Genomic DNA, 17,432 nt, shown 5'->3' with positions numbered 1-17,432 from the left:
AGCGCTAACCTGCCTGGGGAAGATCCCGGCCTTCCAGACGGCAGAACAGTTGCCGCATCAGCAGCTCCCGTTGGCCCAAAGAGAGATGGGGAGCAAGAGTGCTTGGAAAGTGGGGCATGGCCAGAGTAACGCGATCCAGCAAGTCGGCGCGGCGGTGCTTTTGCTGGATGGCCCAAGCCCGCTGCACAAGCTCTGCGGCTGTTTCCAGCTCCAGCCCCGCCTGTTGGGCCAGCCAAGCCGCCAATTGTTCCAAGTCGGGATCGAAGCGCAGCCGGTACATGTAGATCAGCATGCCGATCCCAAGCACTAGGCCTATGGCGCTGGCCACATAGGCAGCCTTGATGGAGGTTCCCGGCAGATAGGCCACCGCCGAGACGCGCAAGATTTCATAAGGGATGCGAATTAGGCTGTAGCCGACAACATAGGTCCAAACCCAGGTGCCATCTTTGAGTTTGGGGAAGCGCCAGAACATCCCCATCAAGAGGGCAAACAGAACCAGGTTGAGGACGCTCTCGTAGAAAAAGATGGGGTGAAAAAACTCAAACTGGCTGTACTCCGGCTCGCGGGCTTGGGGGGGGATGTATACCCGCAAGGGCCACCCGCTGTCGGGGGGAATAGGGGCACCGTAGGCCTCGGAGTTAAAAAAATTGCCCCAGCGCCCAATGGCTTGGCCCAAGATTAACCCCGGTGTGATCACATCGGCGTACTTCCAGCCGTTGATCCCGGTGGCGCGGCAATAGAGGTAGAGGGCCAGAGCGCCAGCCAAGATCCCACCGTGGATGACGATGCCTCCCCGCCAGATGGCGAAGGCCGAGAGGGGGCTGTCTTGGAACTCTGACCAGTGGGTGAGGACGTAGTAGAGGCGGGCGCCCAGAAACCCGGACACCACCAGCCACAGGGCCAGGATCTCGACCCGTTCGCTGGCCTTGCCAGGCTCTTTCTCCAGATGGCGAGCCTCTGCTAGGGCTTTGGTCAGGAGCAGGCCGACCAACACGGCAATGGCCATCAGCAGGCCGTACCAGCGCAGCCCCAGACCGCCCAGCAATGGAGTTTCGGGGGGAAAGCGAAAGACAAATTCTCCCGGCGAGCTGAAGGTAAGACCCAGCATGCTCTGCACCCCAAAATCCCCAATTCAGTTCCAGCAGCCGGCTTCCATCAGAAGACCCTATTGCGCCAGTGGGACAAAGTCCTGTCTGGGTTCCTTTCCGTAACCTTGAGCAGCCGTTGTCCCCTCCAGTAGGGATCCATTCTCCCCCATCTTGCTCCTCCGGATGCCCAGACGATTTAGTCCCGCAACACATAGCCTACCCCGCGCACCGTCTGGATGAGGCGCTTCTCCCCTGGAGCTTCAATCTTGAGACGCAAGTAGCGAATATAAACCTCGATGATGTTGGAGTCCCCTGTAAAGTTATGTCCCCACACATGCTCCAAAATCTGTTGGCGGCTGAGCACCTGGCGAGGATGTTCCATGAGGTAGCGCAGCAGCTCGTACTCTTTAGCCGTCAGCTCCACCTGTCGCTCCCCCCGCCTCACCTCCCGTGTCACGGGATCCAGGGTTAGATCCATGAAGACTAACTGGCCATTAGGCGATCCCTTGGGGTGCTGCAAATAGATCCGTATCCGCCCCAGCAACTCCTGCAGGCTAAAGGGTTTGACCACGTAATCATCCGCCCCGGCCTCCAGTCCTGCCGCTCGATCCGCCACCTCGTCGCTAGCAGTCATCAGCACCACCGGCATGCGGTTGCCCGTCAGGCGCAACTGCCGACAAACTTCCAGCCCCGAGATCCCGGGCAACATCCAGTCCAGCAGCACTAGGTCAGGCTTCTGATCACAAGCTGCCGCCAGCCCCGCCGTGCCATCGCTGACCACACTAACCCGATATCCCTCGTAGGTCAGCTCAGTTTCCAGGAAGCGGGCCAGTTTAGTCTCATCTTCGATCACCAAAATGTGCGCAGAGGAGGATTCCGGTTCTGGCATATTCTCTCCTCAAAGGAAGAGGCGGGAAACTTGCTCACTGCCCACCAGCATACCTCAGCCCTAGGGGTTGGCAGTTGAGGTTACTCAAAGCCTACGCCAGTCCTGTAGAATTGCCTGCGGTTGATCCCAGAGAGGGCTTTGAGTTATTCAAAGAGCATCCCTGTGGGCCATGTCGTCTCTACCCCCAATTGCATGGGAAAAACTGCCGGGCGCGAGGCTTTGGAACTGGCTCAGCTCACTCCCCCCAGCCTTTGATCGCCTCCAACTTTGGCCTGGGCAGCAAGGTGGTGGTAAAAGCCCCCAAGTGGCTGTACGTGCCCAGGGTGAGATCCTGGAGATTGGCTTGTTCCTGGGGGTGTGGCGCGGACAAAAAGTCAAGACCCAGGCCAACTGGTTGCAGTGGTGGACTGCCGACGGGAGTTTGCTTCTGGTGCGGGGGTTGGGTGGCGATGTGGGAGCGCATGGGTGGTAAAACCAAACGAAACCCATTGTCTGTGAGGAGTTTTCCCAATGCCAGGAAAAGGAACAGCACCTAAAAGTGGTGACAAATTGGAGCAGCGAGTTGTTGCTCTAGCACAATCTCTTGGATTGAAGACACAAGCAAGAGTCAAAGCAGGACGAAGGCTGTGGGGGCAACAGCGCTATATTGATGTGGTCATTAGCGATGAGGAAAGCGGCAAGCGACTAGGAGTAGAGTGCAAGTTTCAGGCGACGTTAGGTACAGCAGAAGAGAAGATCCCTGCAACCATTCAAGATATGGAGCACTGGCCTATTCCAGGGATCGTGGTGATTGATGGCGAAGGGTTCTCAAAAAACATGCAAGGATACCTGATGTCTACAGGGAAGGTGGTTTGGTTTAGCGATTTAGAAGATTGGCTACGTTTGTATTTTGGATTGTAACATGAGCGATTTGCTTCTTCCGCGACCCTTTCTAAAATGGGCTGGCGGCAAGACACAACTGACAGACGCCCTATTGGAGCGGATGCCCCTCTATTTCAACACTTACCACGAGCCTTTTGTTGGGAGTGGTGCACTTTTCTTTCGCCTGTACAGAGAACGCAAGATTAAACAAGCGATTCTTTCTGATATCAACGCCGAGTTGATAGATACTTACCTAGCCATTCGCGATCATGTTTGGGAAGTTATTCAACTGCTTTCTGAATTTCCATACGATAAAAGTTTTTATTACCAGATTCGAGAGAAAGATCCTTGGTCAATGAGTCTTGCAGAAAGAGCAGCACGCATGATTTACCTAAACAAGACAGGCTACAATGGTTTGTATCGGGTCAATCGGCAGGGAAAGTTTAATGTTCCTTTTGGACGATATAAAGCTCCAAAGTATCTGGACAAAGACAATCTTTTAGCTGCGTCCCTTGCTCTACAACATGCTGAAATTTTGTGCGTGCCATTTGAGACAGTTATCAAGAGAGCCAAGCCGGGCGACTGGGTGTATTTCGACCCACCTTATGTTCCTGTCTCGCAAACATCAAACTTTACTTCCTATCATGCCAACGGCTTCACCTTAAAGGATCAAGAGCGACTACGAGATATTTGCATTGACTTGAGCAAGAATAACGTGTACATCACGCTTTCTAATTCTGATACTGCAATCATTCGCTCTTTGTACGCTATGCCCTTCTTTGCTGTTGATGAGGTTCAAGCAAACCGGGCTATCAACTGCAAGGGGGCAAAGCGAGGAAAAATCACGGAGCTAGTGATCACAAACTACCCTGTTGAAAGAACGGTGCAGCTATGCTTACTGGAGCAGGGGTTGCCTTATTTGAATGCCACCCAACAGGCGCCTGCCCCTGCTGCTGCTCCGCTGCGCTTCGGCGTCGCTCCTGAGGCAACAGACTAGTAGGTGCGCCCGCGCCAAGAGCGGGGGCGACTGAGGGCTGACAAGATCACCCGCAGGACAGCCAAGGGATCCGCCAGGGGCGAAGCCCAGAATGTCCACGGGGGATCCTGGTAGGAGCCGCGAATGCCTACCAGCACGCCCAAGCGCAGGGCGAGTAGGCCTAAGTTTAGCCCCAACAGAACCTGCTCTGTTAGGGAAAAAGGCAACCCCATCCCGGCCTTGAGCCCCAGCCCCCCAACTGCCAAGACCGGGATCCCTTGGGTAAGCACCAGTAGGGCGATATCCCCCCACAGTTGAGCTTTGGGGGTGGCATCTTTTAAATCCAGGGAGCGGCCCCACTCCCGCCAGGTTTCGGCCAAAGACGTGTACATGCGCACCTTGAGCAGGTGCCGACCGTCGCAAAAAGCTACTTTAAAGCCGGCTGCCGCGATCTGCCGCACCAGGGTGACGTCGTCGCAAAAGGAAGCTCGCGCCAGCGTGTAGCCATTCATGGCTTCCAGCACCGAGCGGCGCACCAACATGCATTGCCCATTGGCCATCGTCCGCTCCGGCAGAGCAGCCGTGTCCCCTACCGCCCCATAGCGGTAGATCAGGGTTACCAAAAGAGCTGGCTGCAGCCAAGCTTCTCCCCAGTGCTCCAAGATAAACTGCGGCGCCAGGGTGATGAGATCCAGCTGGTTGGCTTGGGCAGTTTCCAGCAAGCGCTCTACCAGGCCTGGCTGGGGGCGGGTATCGGCATCAATACCCAGGATCCACTCAGAGGCGGGATCCGATTGGAGAAATCCATAGTGCAACGCCCAGGGACGACCTACCCAGCCACTGGGCAGGGGATCGTCGGTCAAGAGGCGAAAGCGGGGATCCCGCTCGGCCATCTGCAGCACTTTCTCGCGGGTGCCATCCTGGGAGTGGCTATCCACCACCAGTACCTCGCGCACAACCGCTCCCTGGCGGTGCAGCCCTTCCAGGCAGGGATCCAGGCGCTTGGCTTCGTTGAGGGTGGGCAGCAGGACGCTGACCAGGCCCGGCGGGAAAGGGATCCCCGCTTGGCCAGGGGGCAGAGGGGAAGGGCGCCACACAGCGGGCAGCAGCCGGGCCAGCAACACCGCTGCCATTGGCATCTGCAGGGCCAGCAAACCCAGGGCAGCCGCATCGCCGATCCAATCCGGGATCCCATGTGTATCCATCTCAACCTACTTTTCAACATCAAACAAAAGTTGCCCGGTGGAACCCAACCCAGCGGCTTCGGTTCAGAATCAGTGTGGCTCCTTCGCTGACCCTCACCTTTCCAGCCCTTTGTGGATGTTTCCACTCAGCTCAGCCCTGGGGGATCCCTTGTTACCCTGGTCAGGCTTCCGGCAGAAAAGCTGGATCCCGCTTTGGTGCGGAAAGAGCTGGGCCAAATTCTTGCCGAGAAACCCAAACACCTCTTACTGGATCTAAGCCAGGTTACGCTGATCAACAGCAGGGGGGTGTCGGCTTTGGTGTGGGCAAGACGCCTCTGCTCTGCCGCTGGCTGTCATCTCAAGCTCTGCGGCTTAGGAGAACAAGCCAAGCTGGTTCTCAAGGTTACCCGTCTGGATTCTCTTTTTGAGATTTATCCGTCGGTGGAAGCGGCCCTCAAGGAGGTCTCTGAGTCCTAAAGGGGAGAGCTTACCGCCTCCTCAAATCAAAACTCCTAGGGGCTAGTCTCCTGGTTCTCAACGGCCTGGGGCTGGTTTCTTTGGGCATAGAGCTTTGCCTGTTGCCGGATTTCCTCCCGCACCTTGGGCGGGGCCAGGCGGGCCGCTTGCTCAAACAGATCAGGGGCTTGTGCCCGGAGGCTTTCGTCGGTAGCGGAGCTAAGAGCAATGGCTTTGCCCAACAGGGGCGCAAAATCACTGGGATCCGCCGCTATCATCTCATCATAAAGGGCCACCGCTTTTCCCGTCTGGTTGTTGCGGGCGTAGATAAAGGCCAAGCGCAGGCGGACATCGTTATCTTCCGGTACTTCTTTCAGGTAGTTCTCCAGCAGGTCAATGGCTTCAGAAGTGCGGCCCAGAGCCAGTTGAACATCGGCCAGCTCCTGCAGAACTTGGCTATCTTTGGGATCCTTTTTGTGAAGGATCTGGAGCTGTCCTAATGCCCCTTCTAGATCTCCTGTCTCCCGCTGAATCTGAGCCAAAAAAGCTCGCAGTTGCCGATTTTCCGGCTCCAGTTCCACCAGCTTCTTCAGCGGCTCAATGGCCCCTTGCGGCTCGTTGAGCTGCAGTTGCGTGTCAATTAACCCCCGCAGGGCAATGGGGTTATCCGGCTCCCGTTCCAGCACGGCCCGGTAGCCGTCCGCCTGGGCCCGCAGTTGCTCGGTAACCAAATTGGCGGTGTCTGCCGAGTCAGAAGGCCCCAGTGCCTGCAGTATCGGGCCAAAGGAGAAGCCCAGGAACACGACTGCGCCAAACACCAGCATCAGGGCTTCCAGGAATTTGCGGAGGGGCGATTTGTCAGGTTTGGACTGAGGCATGAAGGGGCTCCACCAATCTCTCTGTACTCTATCATCGGCCCCCTTGAAAGCACAGCAGCCTACTGGCCAGGCCAGCGGCACAGGGATGGTGCTAGAACCTCGCCGGCAGCCCCCTTAACTTTGAACCTGCTGGAGCTGCTGCACCTGGGCCTGTAGGTAGGGGATCCCCACCCGGTAGCAGTAGTCGCCGAAGCGCTCTTGGGGGTGGCGCTCCTGCTTGTAGAGCTGCAGAAGAATTCTCATCAGGGGCACGATCTGGCTAATGTGCACCCGATCCTGAAACGGCTGGGCCAGGCGATCCCCTTGCGGGCTGGCCCCCAGCCAGATCTGGTAGTAGCCATCGGGGGCGGATCCCACCAAGCCGAGCTCTGCCAAGTAAGGTCGGGCACAGCCATTGGGGCAGCCGGTCATGCGCACCAAAAAGGGCGAATCCTGCAGCCCCAGCTCCTGCAAGAGCTGATCCAACTGGCGAATCAGGGTGGGCAGGGCTCGCTCCGACTCGGTAATGGCCAAGCCGCAGGTGGGAAGCGCCGGACAGGCCATGGAGAGCCGCACCAGCTCCGGGATCTCCTCTTTGGAAAGCACCCCGTGGGACTTGAGGATCTGGTTGATGGCCTCTCGCTGACTCTCCTCGATGTCAATGAAGATCACGTCCTGCGTAGGGGTTAGCCGCAGGTGGAGGGAAAATTCCTCTACAATCTTGCGCAGGGCCGTTTTCAGCTGCCGCTCCGGCGTATCTTGGATGCGGCCATTTTCAATCGAGAGGCCCAAAAACCAACGGCCATCCCCTTGCTCGTGCCAGCCCAGGTAGTCGTCGCTGTTGGGGACAAACTTGGGCATGCGCCGGAAGGGCAGTAGCTTCTCCCCCAGGTACTGCTCGACCACGCGGCGAAACTTGCGGATCCCCCAGTCGCGCACCAGATACTTCAGCCGTGCCTGCTTGCGGTCGTAGCGGTTGCCGTGATCCCGCTGCACCGCCAAAACCGCCTGGCAAACCCGGTACACCGCTTCCGGCGGGGCAAAGCAGAGTTTCTGGGCCAAAAGGGGTTGGGTCTCCTCCTTGCCGTGGGTGCGCCCCATGCCGCCGCCCACCACGATGTTGAAGCCCTTGAGGTTGCCCTTGCGGTCGGTGAGGACGATCAAACCCAGGTCTTGGGAGTACACATCGACGGTGTTCTCCCCGGCTACGGCGATGGCCGTCTTAAACTTGCGGGGCAGATAGACCGGGCCATAGAGAGGTTCCGGCCCCTCCAGCCTCACGCCGTTGCCCACAAACTGCTCGGCTTCCTGGACTTCCGGATCCACCGGCGGGATGGGAACCGGCTCTCCATCCACCCACAGCTCGTAGTAGGCAGAAGTCTTTGGAGCCAGGAGATCCGCCAGCTTGCGGGCGTACTCCTGGGCGTAGCGGTAGGCAGGCCGGTTTTTGTAGGGGGCAGCCGGCGCCATGACGTTGCGGTTAACATCGCCACAGGCGGCCAGGGTGGATCCCATCTGCCGGATGATGCTGGCAATGGTGGCCTTGAGATTTTTCTTTAGGATCCCGTGGAGTTGAAAGGTCTGCCGGGTGGTGGCCCGCAGGGTGCCGTTGCCGTACTCCTCGGCCAGCCGATCCAGGGTCAAGTAAAGCTGCGGCGGCACATGCCCCCCCGGAATGCGGGTGCGCAACATCATCTGGTAGGCCCGCTCCCGTCCCTCCTGCTTCCGCTGCTGCCGCAGATCCCGGTCGTCCTGCTGGTAGGCGCCATGAAACTTGAGCACTTGCGCCGCCGCCTCGCTAAAGTGGGTGGTGTCTTGGGCCAGCTCCTGCTGCAAGGGATCCCGCAGGAAATGGCTATCTGCCTTGATCTGCTCCACCTTGGAGCGCTTGGCCGCAGAGCCGACAAGGGAGCTCATCCGATTCTCCAGTAATCCGGTCGGAATACCTGTGAAACAGGGTAGCATCTCCCCTGGGCCGTGTCTAGTTCTGTGGGTTGGGGTTAGAACAGCCTACCCCCCTCTCCCTCTGGGAGAGGGGCTGGGGGTGTTCGCGCTAGCGGCGCGGAGCGCTTGGGTCGTCACTCCAGGAGAGGGGACGGGGGTGAGGGCAGGATACCACCGCAGATTGAGAGCCTCTAGCCGGCCAGGGCCAGGCGGGCGCCGTATTCTGCCGCCGACCAGAGTTTCCAGGCAGAGTTGCCCTGTAGCTCCAAGACCAGGTCGTGGTAGGCCAGGAGAGTGGGGCGGTGGCCGACGCTGACGTAGGTGGTGTTGAGGTGTTGCAGTTGCCGGTAGAGCAGCTTTTCGTTGGCTACATCTAGAGCGCTGGTGGCCTCATCCAAAATGGCGTAGCGAGGCCGTGTAATTAAAATGCGGGCAAAGGCCAGGCGCTGCTGTTCGCCCAAGGAGAGGGTGCTGGCCCAATCTTTCTCCACGTCAAAGCCGCCCACCCGCTCCGGCAAGTCGGCTAGATTAACCCGAGCCAAGATTTGCAAGAGCTCCTCGTCGGTTAGATCTCGGCGACGACCTGGATAGAGGAGTTGATCCCGCAGGGATCCCAGCAGCATGTAGGGCTTTTGCGGCAGGAAGAGCATCTCGGTGGTATCGGGGCGGGCAATGGATCCCTGGCCGTTGTTCCACAGGCCGGCAATGGCCCGCAGGAGGGAGCTCTTGCCGCTGCCGCTGGCTCCTACAATGAGCAGCCGTTGGCCTGCCTCTAAACTCAGAGACAGATCCCGCACCAGGGTTTGTTCCGAGTTTGGTGTTAGCAAAGTAACGTGCTGCAGCGCCAGGTGGGGAGCAATGCGAGTTTGGATGGTGCTCTCCCGAGTGTGGGTGTGGCGCAGGGCCGGATTCTCCAACGCTTCGTAAAAGGACCCTAGACGGTTGATCCCGGCGGCAAAGCTGGAGATGCTCTGGATCTGGTTGGCCACGATTGAAAGGGCACTCAGCACCTGGCTGAAAGCAATGGTGGCCTGGGTAATGGTGCCAAAATCCCGTACGCCGCTAAAGTAAAGGGGGGCCACAATTACATAGGGCACAATGCGCGTGAAGTAGTTATAGGCATACTGAAAAATGTCAATAACAGCCTGCCAAATGATTAACAAGTCAAAGTTGCGCAGGGCAGCAGCAAAGCGATTCAAGATCTGCCTCAGCTCTAGGTCTTCTCCCTGGTAAAAGGCGATGGACTCAGCGTTGTCCCGCACGTGGACTAGGCTGTAGCGAAAGTCAGCCTCGTAGCGCAGTTGATCGAAGTTAATTTTAATTAGCTTGCGTCCAGCCACAATGGCAATGGCGGTGCCAATGGCAGCATAGACAACCAATCCCACCGCCAAGGGGCGGGAGATGCTGTAGAGGATGCCGGTAAAGGCGTAGAGGGTGAGGATCGAGTCGAGAATATCCAGCAAAAAAGAAAGGGTAGTGCCGGTAAAGGAGCGAACGTCTTCGGAGATGCGCTGGTCGGGGTTGTCGATTTCGGTGTTGGCGGCGTTGGAATCCAGCTCGTAGTAGGCCCGGCGATCAAAGTAGCGATCCAGAAAGTGGTCGGTCAGCCATTCCCGCCAAAACAGCCCCAGCTTCAGCCGCGTATATCGGTAAATAACCAAAATGGGAATGGCCGAGATGATTAGCACCCCGTAGATGATTAAAAACTGCCAGAAGGTACTCTCTTCTTTTTGTTGTAGGGCGGTATCGATAAACCGAAAGATAAAGCTAATCATTACGTTTAGTCGGTTTACCGTTAGAGATAGAAACAGCAAAAAGGTAAGGAGCACCCACTGCAACCAGCGCCGATGAATCTGCCTCCACACCACCACAAACGCCAGACTGCTTAGGACTAAGCTGGCTGCTGCCACCCCCAGTACTGGCGAGGCTAGGTTTCTCTCCGTTTGCTCGACCAGTCCTGCTGCTAAAGTTCGGAAGAACTCTGGAAAAAGAGCCTGCCCAGCCAGGGTTACCCCAATCTCGACAAAAAACATCAGGGCAACCACAAACACCATGGATGCTGTTAACAAGCCAAAGAAAATCCAGCCCCCATAGCGCACCCGCGGGTAAAAATAGGGCTGGGCTACGCTAATAAAGCGGTCCCAAAGTTTGCGGTCAAAGTTAAATTGATAGGTCTGGGATTCCATGTGGCAGTTGTCGGCAACAACATCTTCCAGGCTAACAGGCCAGGGATCCCTTCTTGGTCCACCAGGAGCAAATCCCTTCGCCTCTAAGGAAGAGCCCCGCTGCCCATGCTGAGCCAGTGCTGGTAGGGATTATGTCCAGCTCCTGCGCGGGAGCCTACTTTTGCCCAAAGCTTCTGTTTTCAGTTGGGATCCCCTTGCAACCGCTTTTGCCAGGCCGCTTGGGCCGCCAGCCACACCGTCTGAACCGGCACGCGAAACGCTTGGGCGCGGGCCACGCAGTCGCGGAACTCCGGCTGGGCGTTGACAAGGCGGCCATGGTGATAGGCCACCTTGATGTCCACCAGGCCGTAGGGGGTTTCCACCCGCTCGATCCGGCGCTCCAGGACGGTGCGCTGCTGCTGGGAGTGGCGGATGCCCAGGGTGGTGGTTTCCCGGAAGATGAGCTCCTGGCACTCCGGCACCCGATCCGGCGGGCAGATCACCGTCAGTAACACTCCCGGCCGCCCCTGCTTCATGGTGATGGGCTGGGTAAACACGTCCCAGGCGCCGAGGGCCAGCAACTGCTCGCAGGTATAAGCAATCACTTGGGGGTTGAGGTCGTCAATCTGAGTTTGCAACACTGAGACGATCTCGGTTGGCTCTTCCCCCTGGGACTGACCAATCCAGAGACGAAAGATGTTGGGAATGGGCAACTCGCGGCTGCCGGCCCCGCGCCCCACTTTTTCCAGCCGCAGCGGTGGACAGGGCCCAAACGCTTCTGCCAGCGCCACCGCCAGGGCTGCGCCGGTGGGGGTAACCAGCTCGGCTTCCACGCCGTTGCTAAACACTGGCACCCGTCCCATTTCCCACAGCTCAATCACCGCCGGCACGGGCACCGCCAGTTGGCCATGTTTGGTGCTCACCCAGCCACCGCCAATGGGATGGGGAGAGGAGATCACCCGCTCCACCTGCAGCCAATCCAGGCCGATACAGGTGCCGACGATATCCACCAGGGCATCGACGGCCCCCACCTCGTGGAAATGCACTTTTTCTAGGGGCACCTGATGGACTTTTGCCTCTGCCTGCGCCAGCTTCTCAAAAACTTTGAGGCTGCGGGCCTTGACCCCAGGGGCCAAGCGGGATCCGGCAATCAAAGCCTGGATCTCCCTCCAGGAGCGGGCGGGCGGGGACTCGTCCAACACCTCCACCACCGCTTGCAGAGCCGGCTGGCCGCACCGCTGCACCCGGCATACTTGTAGGCTGTATTCTCCTTCGATGCCCAGCGCCTGGAGCTGCTGGTTGAGATACTCCAGGGGCACCCCGCAATCCAGCAGAGCCCCCAAGCACATATCGCCGGCAATGCCTGCCGCACAGTCCAAGTAGGCCACCTTCATAGCAGCGTTGAAACGGGAGGGACGGCTCCACTCAGTTTTGCCCAGAGTGGTGGCGATGCCAACGGGAGGGGCTGCCGCCAAGGCCAAAATAGGAAAAACTTCCGCCGCAAGGGGGGATCCCAAATGAATCCTTGGATCCGCTTTTGGCTTTCCCTGGGGATCCTGCTGGGGGCAACGCTGCTGCTGTGGGGCCTGTGGGGATCCCCAGCAGGATCCCAGACTCGCCTCAACTTTAGCAATGCCAATTTGCAGGGGCAGGATCTGTCCGGCCAGGACTGGCGGGGCAGCAGTTTTGTCAGCGCCAACCTGCAGGGTGCCGATCTGCACGGGGCCAACCTTGCCGGCGTGGCCTTTACCAAAGCCAATCTGGCGGGGGCTAACCTGGCGGGGGCAGATCTCAGCAACAGCCTGTTGGATCTGGCCAACCTAGCAGGCGCCGACCTTAGGGGGGCCAACCTCAGGGGAGCCATTGCTGCCCGGGCGGTTTGGCAAGGGGCGCAGATTGCCGGCGCTGACTTTAGCGACGCCTATGTGGATCGGGCAGCCCTGCGGGAATTGTGCCAGCGGGCTGAGGGATCCCATCCCGTAACAGGCGTTGCCACCCGCGCAAGTCTAGGCTGTCCCTGAAAGCCGGCAAAGGTGAAGAAAACAGGATCCCTGAACCCTCTTGGCTGGATTGCCCTTTAGATTGGGGAAGGTGTTGACCCTGCCCCACCATGAGCAAGCCCAGCTTCGCAGTCATTGGCCTGGCGGTGATGGGGGAAAACCTGGCCCTCAACGTCGAGCGCAATGGCTTTCCCGTTGCGGTCTACAACCGGACGCGCGCCAAGACCGAGCAGTTCATCCAAGGGCGGGCCCAAGGCAAGCAGATTACCCCCGCCTACAGCCTGCCCGAATTGGTGCAACTGTTGGAGCGGCCCCGCAAAATCTTAATCATGGTCAAGGCAGGCCCGCCGGTGGATGCCATCCTCGACGAGCTCAGGCCGCTGCTGGAGCCAGGCGACATCCTCATCGATGGCGGCAACTCCCTCTACAGCGACACCGACCGGCGCGCCGAGGCCCTAGAAGCCAGCGGGATCCACTTTGTCGGCATGGGGGTGAGCGGCGGGGAAGAAGGTGCCCTTAACGGCCCTAGCCTCATGCCCGGCGGCAGCCTGGAAGCCTACCGCCAACTGGAGCCCATCCTCACCAAAATTGCCGCCCAAGGGCCGGACGGCCCCTGCGTCACCTACCTGGGACCCAAAGGGGGCGGGCACTACGTGAAGATGGTGCACAACGGCATCGAATACGGCGACATGCAACTGATTGCCGAGGCCTACGACCTCATGCGCAGGGGGCTGAAGCTGTCAGCCCCCCAGATGCAGGAGATCTTCCAGGCCTGGAACGAGACGGAGCTGGAGTCGTTTTTGATTGAGATTACCGCCAAGATCTTGGGGACGCTGGATCCGGAGACGGGCAAGCCGCTGGTGGATCTCATCTTGGACAAAGCAGGCCAGAAGGGCACGGGCCTGTGGACGGTCAAGGACGCCCTGGATCTGGGGGTGCCGGTGCCCACCATTGAGGCGGCAGTGCAGGCCCGCCTCCTCTCCTCGATGAAGGAAGAGCGGGTGGCCGCCTCGCAGCAGTTGCCAGGGCCGGGAACAGCCTTTGAAGGGGATCCCGACCGCTTCCTCCAGGATCTGCGCGCCGCCCTCTACTGTTCCAAGATCTGCTCCTACGCCCAGGGGATGGCGCTGCTCAAGCAAGCCACCGTTGCCCACGGCTATGTTTACCCCTTTAGCGAGATCCCCCGCATCTGGAAGGGGGGCTGCATCATCCGCGCCCGCCTCCTGAGCAAGATCCAGGCGGCCTACCAGCGGGATCCGCAGCTGGTCAACCTGCTTTTGGATGAGGAGTTTCAGCAGGCCATCCAGGAACGGCAGGGATCCTGGCGGCGGGTGGTGGCCACCGCAGCTACCCTAGGGATCCCGATCCCGGCCATTAGCGCTTCCCTGGCCTACTACGACAGCTACCGCACTGCCGAGCTGCCCCAGAACCTCACCCAAGCCCAGCGGGATTTCTTTGGCGCCCACACCTTTGAGCGCATCGACAGGCCGGGGGTTTTCCACCACGCCTGGAACGCCTAGGCAGGATCCCCCTCTGGTGCGGCCGCTAGACCTAGCGGCGTCTGCTTCAAGGTAGAGCCCCACGCCTCGGTATGGAAAGGCTCTCCTTCTTGGGGAAAATCCCTGCGGAAGTGGGATCCGCGGCTTTCCTCCCGCAAGAGAGCCCCTTGCCCCACCAGGCGGGCAAGCAGCAACAAACTCCCGGCCTCGACCTCCTCCCGGCTGGCCCAGGGCTTCTCCTCCAGGGGCAGGGCTTCTGCAAAAGCTAGAAAAGCCCGCAGCCGCTCTCCCTGCCGCACCACGCCCAGTGCCTCTCCCACCTGCTGCCTAAGCTTGGGAAGAAGAGAGGGCGGCGCGGTCAGCACAGGTAGAGCCTGCACCTGAAGGGGTGGCTCCTGGAGCTCCCGCAGGGCAGCTAGAGCAGCTCGCTTGCCCATGACCAGCCCTTCCAAGAGGCTGTTGGAAGCCAAACGGTTTGCCCCGTGCAACCCTGTAGAAGCCACCTCCCCGGCAGCATAGAGGCCCGGCAGGCCAGTGAAGCCAAAGGCATCCGTTCGCACCCCGCCCATGACGTAGTGGGCAGCGGGAGCAACCGGCAGGAGGTCTTTTCCGGGATCCAGCCCCAAAGCGCGGGCAGAGGCAACAACGGTGGGAAAGCGCTCCTCCAGCTCTGGCACAGCTCGTAGATCAAGATAAACTCCCCCCGTCCGCTGCCGCTCCCAGAACACCGCCTGGGCCACCACATCCCGCGGCGCCAGCTCGCCCAGCTCCGTATAGCAAGGCATAAAGCGCTCCCCCCAGGCGTTGAGAAGCACGGCCCCTGCCCCTCGGGCAGCCTCACTGACCAGGGCTCCATTGGGCAAGGCGGTGGGGTGAAACTGCACAAACTCCAGATCCCTTAGGACAGCTCCTGCCCGCCAGGCCAAGGCCATCCCATCCCCGCTGGCCCCCGGCGGAGCCGTCGAGAGGGGGAAAAGGCTGCCAAACCCGCCTGTAGCTAAGAGAACTGCCCCTGCTTTCACCTGCAGTGGCCCATCTGGCCCCAGCAGCAGGGCCCCCCCTACCCTGTCTCCTGCCATCAAAAGGCTGAGGGCTGTATATCCCTGGAGAGGCGGCTTGTTTAGGCGAGCCAGCAAACCTTGCAATAGCCACAGCCCGCTCCGATCCCCTCCCAGATGGCGTATCCGCGCCCGCGAGTGGCCCCCTTCCCGCACCGGCTCCGGATGGAAGGGCAGCCCCCAGGACAAAAGCCTCTCCAGGTGAAAGGGGGCTTCCTGCAGGATGGAGCGGGCCACCTCCACTTCCACCAAGCCACGGCCTGCTTGCAGGGTGTCCTGGAGGTGGGCTTCCACATCTGCTGCATCCAGTGGAAAAGCTATCCCCCCCTGCGCCCAAGGAGTGGATCCAGAAGGCAAGGGATCCTTGCTTACCACCAGGGTTCTGGCTCCCTCTGCTTCCGCCCACAGGGCTGCATAGATCCCTGCCACCCCTGCCCCCAGGATCAAGAGGTCTGTTTCCGCTAGGAAAGACGTAGACAACACTGGACAAAACAGACCCTCGCCAAGGGTGCTCCCTCTAGGCTCCAGCAGGCACTGACAGCATGGCTAGGATCGACTTGCGGGCTTTTTCGGCCACCGCCTCCGGCACCTGGATCACGTAGCGCATCTCCACTAGGGAGCGGTAGATCTTCTCCAGGGTAATTTTTTTCATATACTCGCAGACGGCGTCCGCCTTGACGGGGATAAAGGTCTTATCGGGGGCCTCTTTTTGCAGCCGGTGGAGAATGCCCACTTCGGTGGCAACCACAAACTCGCGGCTGGCCGAAGTTCTGGCATAACGCACCATCCCCTCGGTAGAAAGGAGCTTGGCGTCCGGCTTGAGAAATAGACAACTGGAGCCGCAACTGCACTCGGGGTGGATGAGGAACTCCGCCTCCGGGTGCTTCTCTGCCATTGCCTTGAGGTGCTCCTCGCGAATGCCCACATGGACGTGGCACTCGCCGGGGAACAGATCCAACTCCCTCCCCGTTGTCTGGGCTACATAGGCCCCCAGGAACATATCCGGCACAAAGAAGATGGGGCGATCCGGCGGCAGGCTGGCCACCACCTGCACAGCGTTGGCGCTGGTAACGCAGACATCGGCCAGGGCTTTAATCTCGGCGGCCGTGTTGACATAGGCCACCACCAGCCCCTCGGGGTTGGCCTCCTTCCAGCGCCGCACATCCTCAGGCCGGATGCTATCGGCCAGGGAGCAGCCTGCCTCTAGATCCGGCAGCAGCACCGTCTTTTCCGGGTTGAGGATAGCTGCCGTCTCGGCCATGAAGTGGACGCCAGCAAAGACAATGACCTGGGCATCTGTCTTTTGGGCCGCGCGGGCCAGGCCCAGGGAGTCTCCCACAAAGTCCGCCACTTCCTGCACCTCGGGGAGTTGGTAGGAGTGGGCTAGGATAACGGCCTGCCTTTCCTGCTTGAGTCGAGCAATTTCCTGGACAAGGGTTTCTTGGGTCATGGTGAACCTTCTGTTTTGGCTGGGCCGGCCACGGGTGCAGATCTGGACTGGTGCGGGGCTAAGGAGAAGTTGCCAGTAGGCAGCAACTGGCCTTCCTGCTTTAGGCGGGATTGTTACCTAGCCTAGCATTAGAAACAGCGCTCCCTGGGGCAAACCTCAGGGCCGCACCACGAGCAAGGAGAGATCCAGGGCCTTGGCCGAGTGAGTCAGGGCCCCCACACTGATGTAGTCAACGCCTGCCTCCGCCGCTTGCCGGGCGCGCTCTAGGTTCATGTTGCCGCTGGCTTCTAGGGGAACTTTCCCCCCTACCCGTTGAACGGCAGCCCGGATCTGCTCCAAGGGGAAGTTATCGAGAAGGATTAGATCGGCGCCTGCCGCCAAAGCCTCCTCCAGCTCCTGGAGGTTGCGCACCTCAACCTCGACCTTGAGGTGGTGGGGGGCACCTGCTTTGGCCCGCTGGACGGCTGCCAGGATGCCGCCGGCACCGCGAATGTGGTTTTCCTTAATCAAGATGCCGTCGAAGAGGCCAAAGCGGTGGTTTTTGCCGCCTCCTACCCGCACCGCATATTTCTCCAGAGCGCGCAGGCCGGGGGTGGTCTTGCGGGTGTCCAGGAGCTGGGTCGAGGTTCCCCGCAACGCCTCTACGTAGGTGCGGGTAAGGGTGGCAATGCCAGAAAGCCTTTGGAGAAGGTTCAGCGCTAGCCTTTCTGCTGCCAGAATCCCCCGCAGGGATCCCTTGAGCTGGAGCACTTCTTGGCCGACGGCCACCCTCTCCCCTTCCTCTGCCTTGGGAGCGAACTCCACCTGGGGATCCACCAGCCGGAAAACCCGCCTGGCAATCTCCAGACCCGCCAGGATCCCTGCCTCCTTAGCTAGGATCACCGCCTCGCCCTCTACTCCGGGGGGCAGCGTCAGCTCGCTGGTGAGATCGCCGTGGCCGAGATCTTCCTGTAGCCAGGCGCACAGGGTCTCCTCCGGGATGTAGAATGCTGACATCATCTTTTG

At 59.7% G+C, this 17,432-nt stretch carries 16 protein-coding genes; 6 read left to right on the top strand and 10 right to left on the bottom strand.

Annotated features, from left to right (window positions below):
- Positions 1–4: 4 nt before the first annotated feature.
- The gene (gene lgt, locus NW822_RS08580) at positions 5–1,108 is read right to left on the bottom strand and encodes a prolipoprotein diacylglyceryl transferase (RefSeq protein WP_414404156.1); all 1,104 of its coding nucleotides are present in this window, start codon (positions 1,106–1,108) and stop codon (positions 5–7) included.
- A 176-nt stretch (positions 1,109–1,284) separates the two neighbouring features.
- Positions 1,285–1,977, bottom strand: coding sequence for a response regulator transcription factor (locus tag NW822_RS08575; protein WP_414362258.1), 693 nt, complete (start codon positions 1,975–1,977; stop codon positions 1,285–1,287).
- A gap of 304 nt (positions 1,978–2,281) precedes the next feature.
- Between NW822_RS08575 and NW822_RS08570 the strand changes: the two genes are divergently transcribed.
- From NW822_RS08570 to NW822_RS08560, 3 genes are read left to right on the top strand one after another with little or no spacing between them, the layout of a single operon-like run.
- A complete protein-coding gene (locus tag NW822_RS08570; protein WP_414362256.1) occupies positions 2,282–2,449 on the top strand; it encodes a hypothetical protein in 168 nt (55 codons plus the stop codon).
- 38 nt (positions 2,450–2,487) lie between these two features.
- Positions 2,488–2,877, top strand: a complete 390-nt coding sequence (locus NW822_RS08565) for a PD-(D/E)XK nuclease superfamily protein (RefSeq protein WP_414362254.1) — start codon at positions 2,488–2,490, stop codon at positions 2,875–2,877.
- Between the two features lies 1 nt (position 2,878).
- On the top strand, positions 2,879–3,835 hold the full coding sequence (locus NW822_RS08560) for a DNA adenine methylase (RefSeq protein WP_414362252.1): 957 nt from the start codon (positions 2,879–2,881) through the stop codon (positions 3,833–3,835).
- Here the strand turns inward: NW822_RS08560 and NW822_RS08555 are convergent.
- Positions 3,832–5,019: a glycosyltransferase family 2 protein gene (locus tag NW822_RS08555; RefSeq protein WP_414362250.1), complete on the bottom strand. Its 1,188-nt coding sequence runs from the start codon at positions 5,017–5,019 to the stop codon at positions 3,832–3,834. The two genes, NW822_RS08560 and NW822_RS08555, sit on opposite strands and share 4 nt — an antisense overlap.
- A 111-nt stretch (positions 5,020–5,130) precedes the next feature.
- Here NW822_RS08555 and NW822_RS08550 point away from each other — a divergent pair, with 111 nt between their 5' ends.
- A complete protein-coding gene (locus tag NW822_RS08550) occupies positions 5,131–5,475 on the top strand; it encodes an STAS domain-containing protein (protein ID WP_414362248.1) in 345 nt (114 codons plus the stop codon).
- A 35-nt stretch (positions 5,476–5,510) separates the two neighbouring features.
- On the opposite strand, the gene NW822_RS08545 is transcribed toward NW822_RS08550, so the two are convergent.
- From NW822_RS08545 to larC, 4 genes are all read right to left on the bottom strand, one after another.
- Positions 5,511–6,332: a tetratricopeptide repeat protein gene (locus tag NW822_RS08545; protein WP_414362246.1), complete on the bottom strand. Its 822-nt coding sequence runs from the start codon at positions 6,330–6,332 to the stop codon at positions 5,511–5,513.
- Between the two features lie 114 nt (positions 6,333–6,446).
- Positions 6,447–8,228 (bottom strand): NADPH-dependent assimilatory sulfite reductase hemoprotein subunit, encoded by a 1,782-nt coding sequence (locus NW822_RS08540; RefSeq protein ID WP_414362244.1) that lies wholly within the window; start codon positions 8,226–8,228, stop codon positions 6,447–6,449.
- A gap of 218 nt (positions 8,229–8,446) precedes the next feature.
- Positions 8,447–10,441, bottom strand: coding sequence for an ABC transporter ATP-binding protein/permease (locus NW822_RS08535; RefSeq protein WP_414362242.1), 1,995 nt, complete (start codon positions 10,439–10,441; stop codon positions 8,447–8,449).
- Positions 10,442–10,620: 179 nt separating this feature from the next.
- Positions 10,621–11,814 carry a nickel pincer cofactor biosynthesis protein LarC gene (gene larC / locus NW822_RS08530; RefSeq protein WP_414404185.1) on the bottom strand — a complete coding sequence of 398 codons (1,194 nt, stop codon included), beginning with the start codon at positions 11,812–11,814 and terminating at the stop codon, positions 10,621–10,623.
- 123 nt (positions 11,815–11,937) lie between these two features.
- Between larC and NW822_RS08525 the strand changes: the two genes are divergently transcribed.
- Positions 11,938–12,441, top strand: coding sequence for a pentapeptide repeat-containing protein (locus NW822_RS08525; RefSeq protein ID WP_414362240.1), 504 nt, complete (start codon positions 11,938–11,940; stop codon positions 12,439–12,441).
- Between the two features lie 89 nt (positions 12,442–12,530).
- Positions 12,531–13,940 (top strand): NADP-dependent phosphogluconate dehydrogenase, encoded by a 1,410-nt coding sequence (gene gndA, locus NW822_RS08520; RefSeq protein WP_414404155.1) that lies wholly within the window; start codon positions 12,531–12,533, stop codon positions 13,938–13,940.
- On the opposite strand, the gene NW822_RS08515 is transcribed toward gndA, so the two are convergent.
- The 3 genes from NW822_RS08515 to nadC all read right to left on the bottom strand — a co-directional run bounded on the left by NW822_RS08515 (position 13,937) and on the right by nadC (position 17,426).
- Complete coding sequence (locus NW822_RS08515) at positions 13,937–15,460, bottom strand: L-aspartate oxidase (RefSeq protein ID WP_414404154.1); 1,524 nt, start codon at positions 15,458–15,460, stop codon at positions 13,937–13,939. The genes gndA and NW822_RS08515 overlap by 4 nt on opposite strands.
- A 34-nt stretch (positions 15,461–15,494) precedes the next feature.
- On the bottom strand, positions 15,495–16,427 hold the full coding sequence (nadA, locus tag NW822_RS08510; RefSeq protein WP_414365436.1) for a quinolinate synthase NadA: 933 nt from the start codon (positions 16,425–16,427) through the stop codon (positions 15,495–15,497).
- Positions 16,428–16,583: 156 nt separating this feature from the next.
- A complete protein-coding gene (nadC, locus tag NW822_RS08505) occupies positions 16,584–17,426 on the bottom strand; it encodes a carboxylating nicotinate-nucleotide diphosphorylase (protein ID WP_414362234.1) in 843 nt (280 codons plus the stop codon).
- Positions 17,427–17,432: the final 6 nt, after the last annotated feature.

Origin of the sequence: Synechococcus sp. H70.2, from assembly GCF_047462275.1 — a bacterium.
GTDB lineage: Bacteria > Cyanobacteriota > Cyanobacteriia > Thermostichales > Thermostichaceae > Thermostichus.
This window is presented reverse-complemented; position numbering and strand designations above follow the sequence as displayed.

Excerpts from the sequence above, each read along its gene's own strand:
- gndA (WP_414404155.1), top strand. The coding sequence starts at position 12,531 with ATGAGCAAGCCCAGCTTCGCAGTCATTGGCCTGGCGGTGATGGGGGAA.
- lgt (WP_414404156.1), bottom strand. The coding sequence starts at position 1,108 with ATGCTGGGTCTTACCTTCAGCTCGCCGGGAGAATTTGTCTTTCGCTTT.
- NW822_RS08540 (WP_414362244.1), bottom strand. The coding sequence starts at position 8,228 with ATGAGCTCCCTTGTCGGCTCTGCGGCCAAGCGCTCCAAGGTGGAGCAG.
- NW822_RS08525 (WP_414362240.1), top strand. The coding sequence starts at position 11,938 with ATGAATCCTTGGATCCGCTTTTGGCTTTCCCTGGGGATCCTGCTGGGG.
- NW822_RS08565 (WP_414362254.1), top strand. The coding sequence starts at position 2,488 with ATGCCAGGAAAAGGAACAGCACCTAAAAGTGGTGACAAATTGGAGCAG.
- NW822_RS08575 (WP_414362258.1), bottom strand. The coding sequence starts at position 1,977 with ATGCCAGAACCGGAATCCTCCTCTGCGCACATTTTGGTGATCGAAGAT.
- NW822_RS08560 (WP_414362252.1), top strand. The coding sequence starts at position 2,879 with ATGAGCGATTTGCTTCTTCCGCGACCCTTTCTAAAATGGGCTGGCGGC.
- NW822_RS08555 (WP_414362250.1), bottom strand. The coding sequence starts at position 5,019 with ATGGATACACATGGGATCCCGGATTGGATCGGCGATGCGGCTGCCCTG.
- larC (WP_414404185.1), bottom strand. The coding sequence starts at position 11,814 with ATGAAGGTGGCCTACTTGGACTGTGCGGCAGGCATTGCCGGCGATATG.
- NW822_RS08545 (WP_414362246.1), bottom strand. The coding sequence starts at position 6,332 with ATGCCTCAGTCCAAACCTGACAAATCGCCCCTCCGCAAATTCCTGGAA.
- NW822_RS08535 (WP_414362242.1), bottom strand. The coding sequence starts at position 10,441 with ATGGAATCCCAGACCTATCAATTTAACTTTGACCGCAAACTTTGGGAC.
- nadC (WP_414362234.1), bottom strand. The coding sequence starts at position 17,426 with ATGATGTCAGCATTCTACATCCCGGAGGAGACCCTGTGCGCCTGGCTA.
- nadA (WP_414365436.1), bottom strand. The coding sequence starts at position 16,427 with ATGACCCAAGAAACCCTTGTCCAGGAAATTGCTCGACTCAAGCAGGAA.